Source organism: Mucilaginibacter phyllosphaerae (genome assembly GCF_004378255.1).
Taxonomy (GTDB): Bacteria; Bacteroidota; Bacteroidia; order Sphingobacteriales; family Sphingobacteriaceae; genus Mucilaginibacter; species Mucilaginibacter phyllosphaerae.
In genome coordinates, this window is record NZ_SNQG01000004.1 from 397,101 (window position 1) to 412,967 (window position 15,867).

Annotated in this window: 15 protein-coding genes; 12 read left to right on the forward strand and 3 right to left on the reverse strand. The window is 45.0% G+C overall.

Features of this window, described 5'->3' with window-relative positions; all coding sequences use genetic code 11:
- Positions 1–8: 8 nt before the first annotated feature.
- A complete protein-coding gene (gene galA / locus E2R65_RS12860; protein ID WP_204986310.1) occupies positions 9–2,423 on the forward strand; it encodes a beta-galactosidase GalA in 2,415 nt (804 codons plus the stop codon).
- A 7-nt stretch (positions 2,424–2,430) separates the two neighbouring features.
- Here galA and E2R65_RS12865 read toward each other — a convergent pair whose 3' ends face one another.
- Positions 2,431–5,043, reverse strand: coding sequence for a PAS domain-containing protein (locus tag E2R65_RS12865; RefSeq protein ID WP_134336877.1), 2,613 nt, complete (start codon positions 5,041–5,043; stop codon positions 2,431–2,433).
- Between the two features lie 191 nt (positions 5,044–5,234).
- Between E2R65_RS12865 and E2R65_RS12870 the strand changes: the two genes are divergently transcribed.
- The 3 genes from E2R65_RS12870 (at position 5,235) to E2R65_RS12880 (ending at position 8,396) form a co-directional block, all read left to right on the forward strand.
- Entirely contained in the window at positions 5,235–7,190 is a 1,956-nt protein-coding gene (locus E2R65_RS12870; protein ID WP_134336878.1) for a M1 family metallopeptidase, read from the forward strand.
- 110 nt (positions 7,191–7,300) lie between these two features.
- The gene (locus E2R65_RS12875; protein ID WP_134336879.1) at positions 7,301–7,639 is read left to right on the forward strand and encodes a potassium transporter KefB; all 339 of its coding nucleotides are present in this window, start codon (positions 7,301–7,303) and stop codon (positions 7,637–7,639) included.
- Between the two features lie 25 nt (positions 7,640–7,664).
- Positions 7,665–8,396, forward strand: coding sequence for a DoxX family protein (locus E2R65_RS12880; RefSeq protein ID WP_134336880.1), 732 nt, complete (start codon positions 7,665–7,667; stop codon positions 8,394–8,396).
- Between the two features lie 36 nt (positions 8,397–8,432).
- On the opposite strand, the gene E2R65_RS12885 is transcribed toward E2R65_RS12880, so the two are convergent.
- Both E2R65_RS12885 and E2R65_RS12890 read right to left on the reverse strand, forming a co-directional pair.
- Positions 8,433–8,981, reverse strand: a complete 549-nt coding sequence (locus E2R65_RS12885) for a hypothetical protein (protein ID WP_134336881.1) — start codon at positions 8,979–8,981, stop codon at positions 8,433–8,435.
- A gap of 3 nt (positions 8,982–8,984) precedes the next feature.
- Positions 8,985–10,295, reverse strand: coding sequence for a hypothetical protein (locus E2R65_RS12890; protein ID WP_134336882.1), 1,311 nt, complete (start codon positions 10,293–10,295; stop codon positions 8,985–8,987).
- A 526-nt stretch (positions 10,296–10,821) separates the two neighbouring features.
- Between E2R65_RS12890 and E2R65_RS12895 the strand changes: the two genes are divergently transcribed.
- Genes E2R65_RS12895 through E2R65_RS12925 form a run of 8 tightly spaced genes read left to right on the forward strand, consistent with a single transcriptional unit; the run spans position 10,822 to position 15,867 of the window.
- Positions 10,822–11,391: a DUF4255 domain-containing protein gene (locus E2R65_RS12895; RefSeq protein WP_134336883.1), complete on the forward strand. Its 570-nt coding sequence runs from the start codon at positions 10,822–10,824 to the stop codon at positions 11,389–11,391.
- On the forward strand, positions 11,391–12,152 hold the full coding sequence (locus E2R65_RS12900) for a hypothetical protein (RefSeq protein WP_134336884.1): 762 nt from the start codon (positions 11,391–11,393) through the stop codon (positions 12,150–12,152). Before E2R65_RS12895 ends, E2R65_RS12900 begins: the two co-directional genes overlap by 1 nt.
- Positions 12,153–12,196: 44 nt before the next feature.
- Entirely contained in the window at positions 12,197–13,558 is a 1,362-nt protein-coding gene (locus E2R65_RS12905) for a phage tail sheath family protein (RefSeq protein WP_134336885.1), read from the forward strand.
- Positions 13,559–13,597: 39 nt separating this feature from the next.
- A complete protein-coding gene (locus tag E2R65_RS12910; protein ID WP_134336886.1) occupies positions 13,598–14,071 on the forward strand; it encodes a phage tail protein in 474 nt (157 codons plus the stop codon).
- Positions 14,072–14,100: 29 nt separating this feature from the next.
- On the forward strand, positions 14,101–14,532 hold the full coding sequence (locus E2R65_RS12915; RefSeq protein ID WP_134336887.1) for a phage tail protein: 432 nt from the start codon (positions 14,101–14,103) through the stop codon (positions 14,530–14,532).
- Positions 14,529–14,993 carry a phage tail protein gene (locus E2R65_RS12920; RefSeq protein ID WP_204986311.1) on the forward strand — a complete coding sequence of 155 codons (465 nt, stop codon included), beginning with the start codon at positions 14,529–14,531 and terminating at the stop codon, positions 14,991–14,993. Before E2R65_RS12915 ends, E2R65_RS12920 begins: the two co-directional genes overlap by 4 nt.
- A gap of 6 nt (positions 14,994–14,999) precedes the next feature.
- Positions 15,000–15,170: a DUF5908 family protein gene (locus E2R65_RS19655; protein WP_158285280.1), complete on the forward strand. Its 171-nt coding sequence runs from the start codon at positions 15,000–15,002 to the stop codon at positions 15,168–15,170.
- A 1-nt stretch (position 15,171) separates the two neighbouring features.
- Positions 15,172–15,867, forward strand: coding sequence for a CIS tube protein (locus E2R65_RS12925; RefSeq protein WP_134336888.1), 696 nt, complete (start codon positions 15,172–15,174; stop codon positions 15,865–15,867).

A 15,867-nucleotide genomic window follows, 5' to 3' on the forward strand; every position in this document is an offset into this window, starting at 1 on the left:
TTACTTTCATGAATTTTTTATCACGCTGCATTTTAACGTGCTTAAGCCTTTTCTGCGTATTATCTACTGCTTTTGCGCAGCAGAACGGCCGCAAGCGCGAATCTTTTAACGAAGGCTGGAAGTTTCATTTGGGCCATGCCGCCGATGCGACAAAAGATTTTAATTACGGGCTGGTTAACATATTTGCAAAATCGGGTAAAACTGATTCAACAGCCATAGCGCCTGCTTTTAATGATACCGGCTGGAAGAGCTTACAACTGCCGCATGACTGGGCTATCGAGCTGCCTTTTGAGAACAGGGATAACGAAAACCTGAAGGATCACGGTTTTCGCCCGGTAGGGGGCTTGTTTCCGCAAAACAGCATTGGCTGGTACCGTAAAAGTTTTGCAATAGCTGCAGCAGATTCGGGCAGGCGCTTCAGCATAACGTTCGACGGCGTTTTTCGGGATGCCAAAGTTTGGATCAACGGTTTTTATTTGGGTGGGAACGAAAGCGGCTACGTTGGTTTTACCCGTGATATTACAGATTACATGAGCTTTAAAACGCCAAACGTGATGGTGGTACGCGTTGATGCCACACAGGCCGAAGGCTGGTTTTATGAAGGCGCCGGTATTTACCGTAATGTATGGTTAAACAGCTACGATAACCTGCATATTGCCGACGATGTTTTTGTGCATACAGACGTTAAGGGCAATGCCGCAACCGTTACCCTGGAAGCTACGATAGAAAACCAGGGGCTTACAGCTGCAACCGGAAGCTTTTATGCAAACATTACCGACCGCAACGGCAAATTGGTTGGCAAAACGCAGTTACAGAATTTCACCATCGGCCAATCGGGCAGGCAATTGGTAAAACAACAGCTAATGATCAATGCTCCTCAGCTATGGAGTATAGAACAGCCTTATTTATATCATATTAAACCCATAGTAAGTGTTAACGGTAAGCAAACCGACAGCCGCGACATTCATTTTGGGGTGCGCACCATAGAGATAAAACCCGACGGCGTATTTTTGAACGGTAAACACGTTAAAATAAAAGGTACCAATAATCACCAGGACCATGCAGGCTTAGGTGCCGCCCTGCCCGATTATTTGCAGTATTACCGCATTGCATTATTGAAGCAATTTGGCTCTAACGCCTACCGCACCAGCCACCACGCGCCAACGCCCGAATTGCTTGATGCCTGCGATAGCCTGGGCATGTTGGTACTGGATGAACAGCGACTGCTCAACAGCTCGCCCGAGTACATGGACCAGTTTGAGCGGTTGTTAAAACGCGACAGGAACCATGCCAGCGTATTTTTATGGTCGATAGGGAATGAGGAAGGGTATGCACAAACCAACAGTTATGGTAAGCGCATTGCACAAACGCTATTGGCCAAACAACGCGAATTAGACCCAACGCGTACTAGTACCTACGCTGCCGATCTGGCAAATGTATTTACAGGCGTTAACGAGGTTATCCCGGTGCGCGGGTTTAATTACAGGCAAACTGGCGTGGCCGATTATCATAAAGACCACCCCGGCCAGCCCATCATCGGTACAGAAATGGGCAGCACGCTATCTACCAGGGGCATCTATGTAAAAGATACGGTAAGGGCTTATCTGCCAGACCAGGATATCAGCGCGCCATGGTGGGCAAGCCGTGCCGAAGAATGGTGGCCGCTGGCTGCTACCAACAGCTACTGGCTGGGCGGTTTCATCTGGACGGGGTTTGATTACCGCGGCGAACCAACACCTTATAAGTGGCCAAATGTAAACTCGCACTTTGGGGTGATGGATGTTTGCGGTTTCCCTAAAAACCTGTACTACTATTATCAATCCTGGTGGAAGGATGAAGATGTACTGCACCTGTCTCCGCACTGGAACTGGCCGGGTAAACAGGGGCAGATCATCCCGGTATGGGTAAATACCAATGCCGATGATGTAGAATTGTTTTTAAATGGTAAAAGCCTGGGTAAAAAAATTATGCCGCGCAACAGCCATCTGCAATGGGATGTAGCCTACCAGCCGGGTGTTTTAAAAGCCGTTGCCACCCGTAACGGTAAAAAAATAAACGGGCAGGTTAAAACTACCGGGGCGGCCTATAAAATTAAGCTTTCGCCATCTAAAAATGTTTTGCTGGCCGATGGCCGGGATGCAGTTGTAGTGAACGTAAGCGTGGTAGACAAGAACGGGCTGGAAGTGCCGGATGCCCTAAACATGATTAATTTTAGCAGCCTGGGCGATGCCCGGATAATAGGCGTTGGCAACGGCGACCCAAGCAGCCACGAGGCCGATCAAATGGACGGCAACTGGCAACGCAGCCTGTTTAACGGTTACTGCCAGCTAATCATCAGGGCCGGTAAAACGGCAGGGAATGTAGTTGTAAAGGCAACTTCGCCCGGCCTGATGCCGGGGCAAACGGGGCTGGTTTTAAAATAAGCCCCGTTTATTCTGATGCCATTACGTCTTCCCTGTTCAGATCAAGTGCTATGCCTTCCGGCCGTGCAGGTTTTTCGGGGACGATTGGGATACTGAAAAAGAAGGTTGAGCCCTGCCCGGGTTCGCTTTCTATCCAGAATTTACCCTGGTGGCGTTTTAATATTTCTGAGGAGATGAACAAGCCCAGCCCCAGCCCCTCAAAGCGCATGGCGGTATTGTCTACTCGGTAATAACGGTCAAACAAGCGGTCTACATGTTCTTTATCTATGCCTATCCCAAAATCCTGAACAGATACGGTGATATGATGCTCATCTGCCTTACTGCGCACAATTACCTTTTGGCCAAGCGGCGAATATTTTATGGCATTGGTTAAAAAGTTGGTCATCACCTGTTCTAAACGGAACTGATCGCCGGTTAATTCGGTGTCAACACTTTGCTCCAGTATAATGCGGTGTGTGGGCGACATGTGCTGCACGCTCTCCACACTATCCTCCAGCAATTGTTTAAAGCGAAAGGGTTTCATGTTATAATCCAGTTTACCGGCATTAAGGCGGGTAACATCCAGCAGGTCGCCTATCAGTTTCTCCAGCCTGCGGATATGCTCGGCAGATTTATCCATAAAGCCGGTAATCCGTTCGGCATCTTTGGTACGGCGCATCAGCTGGTTAAAAGCCTTAATGCTGGTTAGCGGTGTTTTTAGTTCGTGGCTGGCGATAGATAAAAACTCATCTTTTTTATGCTCGTTGTTTTTTTGCAGGTCGATATCCGTATTGGTGCCCAGCCACAAGGTTATCTCTCCGTTCTCTACCAGCGGAATAGCCCTCGCCAGGTGCCATTTATAAATGCCGTTGCCAAACAGCAAACGGAATTCAACTACGTATTCTTTGCCCGATTGCAGGGCAGCTACCCAGCGTTCGAGCGCCAGAGGCAAATCATCCTGATGGATGAATTTTTGCCAGCCATGGCCAACTATCTGGCTGGTGTTGTAACCAAAATCAGCACAAACCACATCGTTCACGTAATCCAGGGCGCCGTCCGGCGTGGCTGTCCATACCTGCTGGGGTATGGCATTCAGCAGAAAACGGAAACGCTCTTCACTCTCCTTTAATTGATGCACGGTATCCTGTAACTGATCCTGCGTGGCCATCAATTCTTCGTTGGATGCCTGGATCTCCTCGTTAATAGCGGTCAATTCTTCGTTGCTTGCGGCCAGTTCTTCGGTGGTTTCCTGCAGGTCGGCCTGGCTGTCTTCCAGTTCCTTCCGGTTTTTAACGTTTTCGGTAATATCTATCACCGTTATCAGTATCGATTCTACTTTACCTTCCGTATCAAACAAGGGGTCGTATGAAAAATTGGCGTAATGTGTTTTTATACTGCCATCCGGCATAACCAGGCTAACCGCGGTTTCGGGCAGTGCAAACCGCCGGCCGCTTTCAAAAACACCCAGCATCCGCGCCGGGTTCGGCTGGTCTTTCAACTCCGGGAAAACATCCAGCAAGCCACGGTTTATAACCTCTTTTCGCTCACGTCGCCATACATCAAGCATAGGCTGGTTAGCAGTTTCGATGATCAGGTCGCGCCCTTTTAAAATGGTCATGGCAACGGGTGTATTATTTACCATCGCTTCCAGGCGGTGTTTGCCGGCTTCTACCAGCTGGCGCGCCTGCACCTGTTCGGTAACCTCGGTGGCAACAATCATTATACTGTGCGTTTGCCCCTTATCATCCTTTAAAGGTTTAAAAACAAAGTCTGTAAATATGCGGCGCATTTCGCCATCATACTCCATAATGCCGGGCGCCTCGCGGCCGGTGTAAGCTTCGCCGCCGGCATACACCTGTTGCAAAAGTTCAAAAAAGCCCTGGCCCTGTATCTCGGGCAGCGCACTAAAAACAGATTGGCCTATTATTTTATCCTGCTTGCCCCAAATATGCAGCATGTACTGGTTAGCTTGCTCTATGATAAATTCCGTGCCTTTAAGCACGGCAATGGCCACCGGTGCGTCATCTATCATGTAACGCATGTTGGCCTCGCTTTCGGCAAGTTTGCAGGTACGTTCTGTAACGCGGTCTTCCAGTTCCAGGTTAAGCTCGTGCAGTTTTTCCTGCGTTTGCTGCAATTCTTCGTTTATGGCCGATAGTTCTTCATTGGCTACTGCCAGTTCCTCATTCAGCACCCGTTCGTTCTCCAGCATCCGGCGCTGCTTTTTTTCTTTTTCTATCGCCTCGTTGCCCAGTATGCGGTGGGTAACATCAGTAGCAGTATGTATCAGGCTGTAGATCTCTCCGCCGGCGTTTTTTAAAGGCTTATATTCATAATCATAATACCTTACCTGCAGCTTATGGTCTATCAGTGTTTCGGCAGGTACGCCTATGCCTGTAACAGCAATACCGGTATGCAACGCAGATTGTAACTGCTCTATAAAACCCTGCCCGCTTAACTCGGGTACGGCTACAATGAGTGGCAGGCCTGTAATAGAGCGGTCTTTCCCCCAAAAATTCAGCATGGCATCTGTTACCGCTTCAATGATCAGGTCGTTGGTGGTATATATGGCGGTTGCGATATTAGAGGAAGAGAAGATATCCAGTATCTGGTTGCAATCTAAGAGAGTGGTTTTATTCATGAGCTAAAAACGAGCATAAATATATAAATAATTGATAACGGGTAAATGCAGGGTGCTTAACTTACGGTGTGCCTGCCTGCCGGGTAATACAGTTTGTTGTTTTCCAGCCCGGATTAATATGCTGTAACATTATCAGCTTTATGCTATATTTAGCTCAAATATCGTTACATTTCTGTTTATTACTTATCAAAATGTTAAAAATTATACCCCGGTTTTCAATTATTTTAATCATCCTTTTAATATTTAGTGCAGGTGCCGTTTTTAGCCAGACTAAATATGACCCATCCGGTTTATTCCCGGCCTTGCCATTCATGCCGCCGGGTAACACCTACCGTACAGCTACCGGCGAGCCGGGCCCGGCCTACTGGCAAAACAAGGCAGATTATGTGATTGATGTAGCGCTTGATGATAAAACAAATGTAATTACCGGCACGGCTACGATCACCTACACCAATAACAGCCCTGCCGCACTTTCGGTTTTATGGCTGCAACTGGAGCAGAATGTTTTCAAAAAAGATTCGCGGGGTGTGCAATCAAAACTTTTTCTTTATCAAAACCCCGGCGTGGTACCTGCCGACGGCGGCTACCAAATAACCGGCGTAAAACTTTCTGGCAGCAAAGCAGGCGATCTTAAATACCATATTAATGATACCCGCATGCAACTGCAACTGGCCAAACCTTTATTAACCGGCCAAAGTATCAGCTTTAGTATCAGCTATCAGTATAACTTCCCGGTAAACTATAAAAATGCCGATTTTTTGGTAAACCGTACGGATATTTTGCCTACCAAAAATGGTAATATTTATGCCGTGGCCCAATGGTACCCGCGCATGTGTGTACTGGACGACGTAGAAGGCTGGAATACCCTGCCATACCTGGGCAATGGCGAGTTTTATCTGGAGTACGGCAACTATCAGGTGAATATTACGGTGCCGTCTGCCTGTATTGTAGAAGCATCCGGCGATCTGCTGAACCCGGAGGAGGTTTTAACGCCGGTTGCTTTAAAGCGCTGGCAACAAGCCAAACAAAGCGATGTGCCGGTACAGATAAGGACAGCCAAAGAGGTTACCGATGCCTCATCAAGGCCGGCCAGGCCTACCTGCACCTGGAAATTCAGACTGGATAACGCCCGTGACTTTGCCTGGACGGCATCGCGGGCATTTGTGTGGGAGGCACAAAGTTTTAAACTGTTTGATGGTAAGCGGGTAATGGGCAGTTCGCTGTATCCGGTAGAATCTGAAAAGCAGAACAGCTGGAAGCGCTCATCAGAATACATTAAATTTACGCTGCAGTATTTTTCAGAAAAATGGTTTCCGTACCCATATAATAAAGCGGTTAACGTAGCCAGTAACCTGGATGGCATGGAATACCCGGGCATGGTTTTTTGTTCGGCAAAAGATACCGGCAATATGTATTGGGCCGTAGTAAACCACGAATTGGGGCATACCTGGTTCCCGATGGTGGTTGGCAGCAACGAGCGCAAATACGCCTGGATGGACGAGGGTTTTAACCTGTTTATGGATAATATGGCCACTAAAGATTTTAACAAGGGCGAGTTTATCGGCTATGCCGAAATCGATAGTCCGCTTGTTTCGTTGTTTAACGAAAGGCTGTTGCCCATTGTAAGCCGGCCCGATGTTTTACCCGGTAACCAGGTGTATCCGCTGCAATACCAGAAGGTAGCTTACCTGTTGGCCCTGTTGCGTAACCAGATCTTAGGCCCCGAACGCTTTGATACCGCTTTTAAAAAATACATCCGCGACTGGGCCTATAAACATCCTACACCCTGGGATTTTTTCAGGAGCATCAATAATTCGGCAGGGGAAGACCTGACCTGGTTCTGGAGATCAATGTTCCTGGAAAACTATTGCCTGGATCAGGAGATGGCTAAGGTAGAAAGTTCTGCAACTACCCAGCCGGTGATCACAATAGCAAACCTGGAAAAGGCCGCCATGCCGCTGGTAGTACAAATTACTTATACCGACGGCACTACAGAACAGCATAATTTCCCGGTAGAAGTGTGGGAGTATAGCAGCACTTACACATTCGCAGGGAGTAAAAAAAGTGCTGTAGCTAAAGTTGTTATCGATCCGGCAAATCTTTACCCGGATATTAACAAGGGTAATAATACTTACCTGGCCAAATAGCTTTAATATTTCTGCTTTAATTTTTTAATGATTTGCTTGCGTAAATGAAAATAAACTAATTACTTTGTAATTCAAAGTACTTTTATTATTTTAATTAAATTAAATTCATCATGACACAAACCAGTAATTTACTTACACAACCGGTTAATAACCAGGCAGTAATTAAACATTTTTTGATCGGCGCAGGTATTGCCCTGCTTGTTATCTTATTCTTTTTGCTTGGCGTGCAGCATCCTAAGCCCGAATGGGGTAGCCTGTGGATGATAAAGCCTTTAATTATAACACCATTGGCAGGCGGCATGGGCGGGCTGTTTTTTTATTTTATGGGCCGTGTGCGCAGCCTGGGCGGCTGGAAAACAGCTTTGGGTTATATCGTAAGCCTATCAGGTTATGCGATTGCGCTGTTTATGGGAATTGTACTGGGATTGAACGGTACCTTGTGGGATTGATAAAAGGCTGTTTAATTTATATTATATGAGCATATCTTATCAGTTAGACCAACTGCATCAAAGGGTTAAGGCGAATATATGGCTGCGGTATTTCGCCGTGTTTAACCGGGTAGGGCTGGCAGCCGGTTTTTTGCCTTCGGGGTTTGTGAAAATAATGGGCGAGCGTTTTACCTCGCTATCGGTTAACCACCCTATGGGGCACTATTTAGAAGCATTGCATCTTACCGGTTATTACTATACTTTTATTGGCGTTATACAGGTTATAGCGGCCATACTGCTGCTAATACCACGCACGGCAACATTGGGTGCAGTGCTTTATTTCCCGGTTATATTAAATATTTGCATCTTGTCGATTGCTGTGCGTTTTGAGGGCTCGCTTATTACTTCTCCGTTAATGGTACTGGCCAATCTGTATCTGCTGTGTTGGGATTATGATAGATTAAAATTGATACTGCCTTTTAAACATACCGGGGCGCCAACAGGGATATCACAACAACCAATAATCAGGAGTACCAGGTTCCCGATAGCTTTTTTTTCGGGCGTAGCTGCAGCTGTAGTTGTTTTGGTGCTGTTATTAACCAATGGGTACGATATTATGCCCCGTAATACCCTGGCAGATTGCCAAAGGCAATGCAAGGATAATTCAAGCGCCCGGGCATGCCAGGTTTTTTGTAATTGCATCCATCAAAAGGGCCAATCGCTTAACCAGGCATTGGATGGATATCACCGGGCTTTGCGAATGAAATTTACGCAATAAATTCTTACATCCGTAGTGATTTAGCTTTTTGGTTTATCAGCTGAATAATTTTTGCGCCTGCAGATCATTGATAACATCGGTCATGCTCTTTTCGCCGGTTGCTACCGTTATTAAAGGGCCTGTATAAGTAGATACAAGATAAGTTATCATGGATAGCGATTCACTAAGCACAAGGCCTTTGATTGGGGTTTCCGCATTTGGCAGCATCATATTGTGCTTATAATATAGCAGTTTATAATCGTCTAAAAACCCAAAGCCTACAATAGGGAGCTTGGTGTTTAGTTTAGTTATCATTTCAAACAGATCGGGCTTTAGCAACCCGGCAAAATCATTTGCCAGCGGTATAAAACATTGCAAAATGCTTACATCGCTTAAGTTGGCTGCAGGTATCGGCACAAAGGATAACTCCATGTTCCATAAAACTTGATTGTGATCATCTTCTGATAAAATGCTTACAACCAACATATGTAGAGGGTTTTCCTTATCTGGCGCTTTTAAGGTTACCTCCCAGCCATCTTCATCAAGATAATCGTGCAGTAACTCAAGCTGTTTAATATGTTCGGCGCTGGTAATTGTTTTTGGCATTGTTTATACTGATAATTTTGCGGCTATTTTTTTAGGAGTAATATATCGCCTTTTCTCCGGGCTTATATTAAAGCCTAAATTTTTGATAAGGTTAAGGGTTGGTACATTATTATTAATTATGCCGAAAGAATACAGATGATCAGACACTTCTTTAATGTAATTATCGTAGCAAATTCCAATATCTTTATATCCACTATTTGCTAACGCTATATTTAAGGGGTCTTCACCTATTTCCTTCATTCCTTGCTCCCGTGCATTAAATCCCCACCAGGTATTTTTTTCAATTCTTTTCTTTTCGGCCTTCCATGCTTCTCTTCTTGCCTTTACGCCAAGTATATCAATCACAATTTCTTTTTTATGTTTGCGCTTTTTTACTGCATTAACAATAGTTGCTGCAATCCCAATCAACGAAGCCCCAATCACCAAACCCATACCTGCAGTTGCAAACCCGGCAATTATTAATGCACCACCGGCTATTCCGGCTGCACCCTTAAGGATTTTGCCGCCGCTTGTAACTTGTTCGCGCCCCTGTGATGCCATACCAATATCTGCAGCACGCAAATGATCTTTATAAGGATCCCCCTCCTCTATATCAGGATCCGCATCTCTTAAACGCGTAATATCATTTTTAACATCTAAAATGCCTTTTTTTCGTTTACTGGCTACGTGTGCACCGTATATTCCGCCTGCCATATCTGCGGCGCCTATGGCAATTGATGCCCCTGCTGCAATATTACTTACCGCTGATGCTGATGTTGTGGTATTAAAATAATCTGAAAAGTTATATACCGATGTGGCAGCCGACCTTGCAACCCCCGCTGATGAACCCGCACCCTCAATGAATGCAAGCTTTTTGCTGTCACTATCATTAGATTGGTCAATATATTTCTTTCTTGCATTATTAGCATCTCTTACTGCGGTAAGGGTTCCAAGGCCATTTGCAACACCACTTGTTAAATCAAAATGAGGGATCCAGTCAGTATATTGCTTCAAAGAATTGTGGTTGCGGTTAACCTCTTTCTTAGCGGCTGCGGCTGTGGATAAAGCAGGGGCGCTTCCTATAAAAGCAAGGCCAGGTGCAGGGCGTAAAAAATCTCCAATTCGCCTTAAGTAACCTTTGGCCGGGGTTTGCCTATAGTTACCGTCTTTTAAATTACTGCCTATCCACCCATCTGGTACCCGCCCTTTCAGTAATGGCCATTTGTAGGGGGCCGGCATTGCATTTATACGCTGTTGATAATCCTCTTGGGATACCACAGGACTTGCTACCTTACGTTTTGCTTTACCGGGTCTTTTAGATTTAACGCCAGCCAATTGTACAGGAGGGTTAGTTTTGCCGGGCCGGTTGTTGGCCATTTGCTGCACAGCCTTTAATTGCCTTACCTGTATGCTGTTATTGGCCGCCGCCTGTTGCCTGCGTTGTGTAACCGCTTCTGGCCGGTTGTTTACAAATTGCATGGTGGGTACACTGCCTTCGTGCTTTGCCGAACTTTTTGTAGTTGTACGGCTTTTATCATCATGCGTTTTAACTGCGTAAGCACTCATTTTGCTTTGTTTATTTTATAGTGATATGGAAGGCAATTCACGCTTTAAACCTACAATATTTTTTTTATAACGTAAGGGTAATAATAACTGCAATACAGGCTGAATGTATCTTTTTTTAAGGCCTTAAATATTACCATAAAGGGCAAAAATAGGGATGTATTGCCATTGTTAATGCAATACATAATTTATAGTTTTGAGGACTTGGTATTACTGCAACGGCCTATTATCTGCCAATATCAGCTTTGCCAATAACCCTTTCTGTTATTTTTAAACTGTTCTAAAAGCGCTGCCCCTGATGATCAACGAAGTACTGGTTATGCTTAAAGATAAGCTTAATGATTATTGCAAGTTAAAAACTGGTTTGGCGGAGGATAAGGTTGTGTTCCCCGATGGTAGTGACCTGGATCCGGCCCATTTCCCTAACAACAGCATTGTACCAATTTTGGTTAATTTTGAGGAAGAAAAGGTTATAAGGGCTGCAAACCGATTTGAAGGTGTAATGCGCAATGGCATAAAAACAGATCTTAGCCCAAGTATCTCGCTGAATTTAATGGTGCTTTTTGTGGCCAGGTTTACCGATTATGAACAAAGCATGAAATTCCTTTCGCTCATTATCAGGTTTTTTCAGCGTAACCGGGTGTTCGACCAGTTCAATGCACCCTCTTTAAGCCCCGAGGTAGGCAAAATAAAAATGGAATTGCTTGCTCTGCCGTTGCAACAGCAAAACGAACTTTGGGGGTCGTTGCGCACAGCATACCAGCCATCTGTGTTATATAAAGTAAGCTTACTCACTTTTCATGATGATGGATCGATAGAGATCATGGCCGATGTCAGCGAAACACAAACCAATATATCTGTACAATAATGGCATTCGAGAAAGTAATAAGCGTTGATGTACTGCATAATTATTTTGATGATGCCGCTGTGCCCGGGCTATATTTTAAGCCGACTATGGAGTGCGAACGCATGTTGAGAAACTACAGGCTGCTGTTAAAAAACAACAACCAGTTTAGTATTTTACGTAACAGCGATGATGCTATACCCGAATTTAAACCCAACGCAGGCCTTTCTTTCGACTTTTTTATTTATACGCCGGATAATACGTTTTTTAAATATACCGGCTTGGCAGCAAAGGGTGCCGATGAATTGTATGTTTACAGTAACCAGGCCGACGCGGCTGTTTTAAGCCAGTCGGTTGTACCAAAAGCGCAGTTCAATCATGCATCTCATCCCAATTTTTTAGGCGTATTGCAATTGTACTTTAGTTTTTCGGGGGCCAGATCCCTGCAATTAAAGTTTCAAACCAAAAAGCTTAAATGGAAATACTACATTCTGAGTGGTACAACACTTACCGAGCCGGTGGTAGAAGGCAGCCTGTGCGGCATAACCTTTAAAAAACAAACAGTAAAGCAAACTGCGGCCGATGCTGTAAGCCGTAAGTTATCGGTGGGTTTCCCGGATGCTCTTATATCGGTTTTTGAATCGTCAGAAGAGATCCCGCTGAACAATGCCGGCAAAAAAAATATCCGCTTAAAAAACAATTCGGATAGCCGTATCATGATCAGCCATTTGCCCAACCCGGGGCTTAACGAAAACGGCGTAAAAATTATTAATTTGTTAAATTAGATACCAATTTTAAATAAAAAACTAAACCCTTACCCTGAAAAAATATGGCAACAAGCTATTCTACACCCGGTGTTTATGTTGAAGAGGTTTCAACACTGCCACCATCCATCGTGCAAGCCTCAACGGCTATCCCGGTATTTTTGGGTTACACCCAGTTAACCGCTTACAATGGCCGCGAGCTTAAAAATGTTCCTACCCGTATTAGCAGTATGCTGGAGTATAAGCAGTATTTTGGCGGTCCTGCGCCTGCTAAAGTTACGGTAGAAAGCAAAAAGACCGACGAAATCACAAAGCCTGTAGTGAAGTTAGAACCTTCTGCCCACAAAATGTATTATGCGCTGGAATTGTTTTTTAGGAATGGGGGCAGTAATTGCTATGTTTTATCATTAGGTACTTATGCAACCGCCAAAATAGCTAAAGACTTTACTGACGGCCTGGTAGTTTTGGCAAAAGAAGAAGAGCCTACGCTTATTGTGCTTTCAGAAGCAGCTTCGCTTGGCAGTGCTATTTATTACCCTATATGTAATGAAGCGCTTAAACACTGTACCTTGTTTAAAAACCGCTTTTGCATTATAGATGTGCTTGATAACGACAGGAATGCCACCATTTTGGGTGCTACGTTCAGGGCAGCTGTTGCCGGTAACCTAAAATACGGGGCGGCCTATTACCCGGCTCTTAAAACATCCCTCAGTTACATTATAGAGGATGCTGATGTGAAAATCACTCAGGCAGACAAAACTGAAAAAACGCTGTTGAGCATCAAAGAATCGGATACAGCGTTTTACAATGCCGTAAAATTAGAATTGAGTAACCCGCAATTTAATGTTGAATTGCCGCCGTCGCCGGCTGTAGCAGGTGTTTACGCTACTGTTGATGCCGAACGCGGTGTTTGGAAAGCGCCTGCAAACGTTAGTTTAAATGCCGTTATCGGCCCGGTAGTTAAAATCACCGCTGCCGAGCAGGAAGGCCTGAATATTGATAGTACCGGCGGTAAATCTATCAACGCCATACGTAGCTTTACGGGCAGGGGCACACTGGTTTGGGGCGCCCGCACACTGGCCGGTAACGATAACGAGTGGCGGTATGTTTCGGTACGCAGGCTGTTTAACATGATCGAGGAATCGGCGGCAAAGGCTACCTTCTTTGCGGTTTTTGAGCCTAATGATGCCACAACATGGCTAAAGGTTAAAAGTATGATAGAAAGCTTTTTATACGGTTTATGGCAGCAGGGCGCCCTGGCAGGTTCTACAGCCAAGGCATCGTACTTTGTTAAAGTGGGCCTTGGCGCTACCATGACCAATCAGGATATCCTGGAAGGTAAAATGATTATTGAGATTGGCATTGCGGCAGTAAGGCCTGCTGAATTTATCATTCTGCGGTTTTCTCACAAATTACAGGAAGCTTAATCGTTCACTTTAATCATTACCATCTAAATTTTATCAATTATGGCTTTATCTAAAGATCAAATAACAACAAATTACCCTTTACCGGTTTATAATTATAAAGTAGATATCGGCCCGGATACCATCGCTTTCTCGGAAGTGTCGGGCCTGGAGATCTCGTACGATACCATTACTTACAAAGAGAGCCAGGTGGCCTCGGGCATTGCCGGCCCTAATGTAATGTATATGCCCGGCGCCAAAAAACCGCTTAACATTACGCTTAAAAAGGGTTATGTTAAGGGTAAAAGTATGCCGCTGTTATACAACTGGCTTAATGCAACGCAGTTAAACCGTACAGAAAAAAAAGATATTACCGTGCACCTTTGCGATGAGAACGGCGAATCTGTAGTGCGCTGGAAAGTGATGGATGCTTTTCCCGTAAAATTGTCGGCGCCATCATTTAACGCCAGTTCTAACGAAATAGCAATAGAATCGATAGAGTTGATGGCCAGTGGGCTTGAAATGAACGAAGAATAGATGATGTTAAATGTTATATCTGTTTTTCAATGAGTTCAGCTAAAACGGTTTATGCCTTACCATCTTATAACTATAAGGTTTCTGTAGGTGCGCAAACGATGTCGTTCTCGGAAGTTTCGGGATTGAGCATCAGCTACGAAAAAGTGGTTTATAAAGACGGATTGAGCCATTTATTTGGTACAACCATTGTGCGCGCGCAAAAAAACCAGCCTGTAGTTACCCTGAAGCGTGGAATGGCAGGCAATCGCCGCGAACTGTACGCCTGGCTGCAAAGTAAATTGTACAACGATGTTTTTGTTGACCTGTGCGATGAAAATGGCCTTGCGGTTATTCGCTGGAAACTGAGCAAGGCATTGCCCTTAAAAATTGATGCCCCCGGCTTTAACGCCCAAAGCAACGAAATTGCCATTGAAAGCATTGAACTGATTGTACAAGACCTGAATATCGAATACCTATCATGAACATCAACCTGTTAGAGCCCGACCTGTTGCTGACCCACCGCTTTGGTGTGTTTTTTTTTCAGGCCGGGGTGCTGCCCAATATGCTGGATATCCGGTTTCAGAAAGTATCCGGACTGCAAGCCGATATAAATATGGACAGTATTAACGAAGGCGGCCAAAACCTGTACACGCACCGCATACCCACAGGTGCAAGCTACAGTAACCTGGTGCTGGAACGCGGACTGCTCTCGCGCTCGCTGCTCAACAGATCTTTTCAGGATGCTTTTTCCGAATTCAGGTTTTCTCCGTCAAACGTGTTGGTTACGGTATTTAATGATGAAAATAAGCCTGCATCGGGCTGGTTATTTTTAAAGGCATACCCCGTTAAATGGTCGTTTTCTAATCTTGATGCCAGCGCCAACGAGGTAGTAATAGAAACTATGGAACTGGCTTATACCAGTTTCCAAACCATAAGTGTATAAATTATTATGGCTGTAGAAATAAGGGAACTGGTAATAAAGGCAACCGTCATCCAGGATGAAAACGGGCATACATCTTCAAAACCGGTAAAAGGGCCAGACCCGATAGACCGTGCGCTGCTGATCCGCGAATGTGTAAAAGAGGTGATCAGCATCATCGAAAATAATAAACACCGGTAACATGGCATTGATTAGCCTCAACAAACTCGAAAAGTTAAAGATCAAAGTGTACCGCACCGAAGAAAGGAACGGTATGCCCTTTGATACTTTTGAAGCCATGTTTAACCCCGAATCCTACTCCTTATCCTACGAAAACGTATATAGCAAGGAGCAGGGCATCAATTCGAGTGGTAACGTGGCCAGGTACTCTTTAACCAAGCCTTCAGAAATTTCGCTGAAACTGATCTTAGACGGAACCGGCGTATCTGATTATGCGGTGATGGTAAAAAAGGCCGATCTGGACGTTTCTAAAAGGGTAAAAAGATTTATGGAGTTAACCGCCTATATGGACGGTAATATCCATCAGCCTAAATTTTTAAAAGTAGAATGGGGTACGCTTATCTTTAAATGCAGGCTGCAGAGTGTGGATATTACCTACACTTTATTTGATAAGGGCGGCAGGCCGTTGCGCGCCGAATTAAGTACCGTTTTTGTGGGCGACCTGGAGGAAAAAGAACGCCTCAAGAAAGAAAACAAAAGCTCGCCCGACCTTACCCATAAACGCATTGTTAAAACGCATGACACCTTGCCTTTACTGTGCAAAGAAATTTACGGGTCAGAAACCTATTACCTGCAGGTGGCCAGGGCTAATAAACTAAACAATTTCAGAGATCTTACCCCCGGGCAGGAACTTTATTTCCCACCGGTAAAAAATTAA

What these genes read in the sequence shown, in the direction of transcription:
- galA (WP_204986310.1), top strand. Translation starts at nt 9, where the DNA reads ATGAATTTTTTATCACGCTGCATTTTAACGTGCTTAAGCCTTTTCTGC.
- E2R65_RS12865 (WP_134336877.1), bottom strand. Translation starts at nt 5,043, where the DNA reads ATGAATAAAACCACTCTCTTAGATTGCAACCAGATACTGGATATCTTC.
- E2R65_RS12870 (WP_134336878.1), top strand. Translation starts at nt 5,235, where the DNA reads ATGTTAAAAATTATACCCCGGTTTTCAATTATTTTAATCATCCTTTTA.
- E2R65_RS12875 (WP_134336879.1), top strand. Translation starts at nt 7,301, where the DNA reads ATGACACAAACCAGTAATTTACTTACACAACCGGTTAATAACCAGGCA.
- E2R65_RS12880 (WP_134336880.1), top strand. Translation starts at nt 7,665, where the DNA reads ATGAGCATATCTTATCAGTTAGACCAACTGCATCAAAGGGTTAAGGCG.
- E2R65_RS12885 (WP_134336881.1), bottom strand. Translation starts at nt 8,981, where the DNA reads ATGCCAAAAACAATTACCAGCGCCGAACATATTAAACAGCTTGAGTTA.
- E2R65_RS12895 (WP_134336883.1), top strand. Translation starts at nt 10,822, where the DNA reads ATGATCAACGAAGTACTGGTTATGCTTAAAGATAAGCTTAATGATTAT.
- E2R65_RS12900 (WP_134336884.1), top strand. Translation starts at nt 11,391, where the DNA reads ATGGCATTCGAGAAAGTAATAAGCGTTGATGTACTGCATAATTATTTT.
- E2R65_RS12905 (WP_134336885.1), top strand. Translation starts at nt 12,197, where the DNA reads ATGGCAACAAGCTATTCTACACCCGGTGTTTATGTTGAAGAGGTTTCA.
- E2R65_RS12910 (WP_134336886.1), top strand. Translation starts at nt 13,598, where the DNA reads ATGGCTTTATCTAAAGATCAAATAACAACAAATTACCCTTTACCGGTT.
- E2R65_RS12915 (WP_134336887.1), top strand. Translation starts at nt 14,101, where the DNA reads ATGAGTTCAGCTAAAACGGTTTATGCCTTACCATCTTATAACTATAAG.
- E2R65_RS12920 (WP_204986311.1), top strand. Translation starts at nt 14,529, where the DNA reads ATGAACATCAACCTGTTAGAGCCCGACCTGTTGCTGACCCACCGCTTT.
- E2R65_RS19655 (WP_158285280.1), top strand. Translation starts at nt 15,000, where the DNA reads ATGGCTGTAGAAATAAGGGAACTGGTAATAAAGGCAACCGTCATCCAG.
- E2R65_RS12925 (WP_134336888.1), top strand. Translation starts at nt 15,172, where the DNA reads ATGGCATTGATTAGCCTCAACAAACTCGAAAAGTTAAAGATCAAAGTG.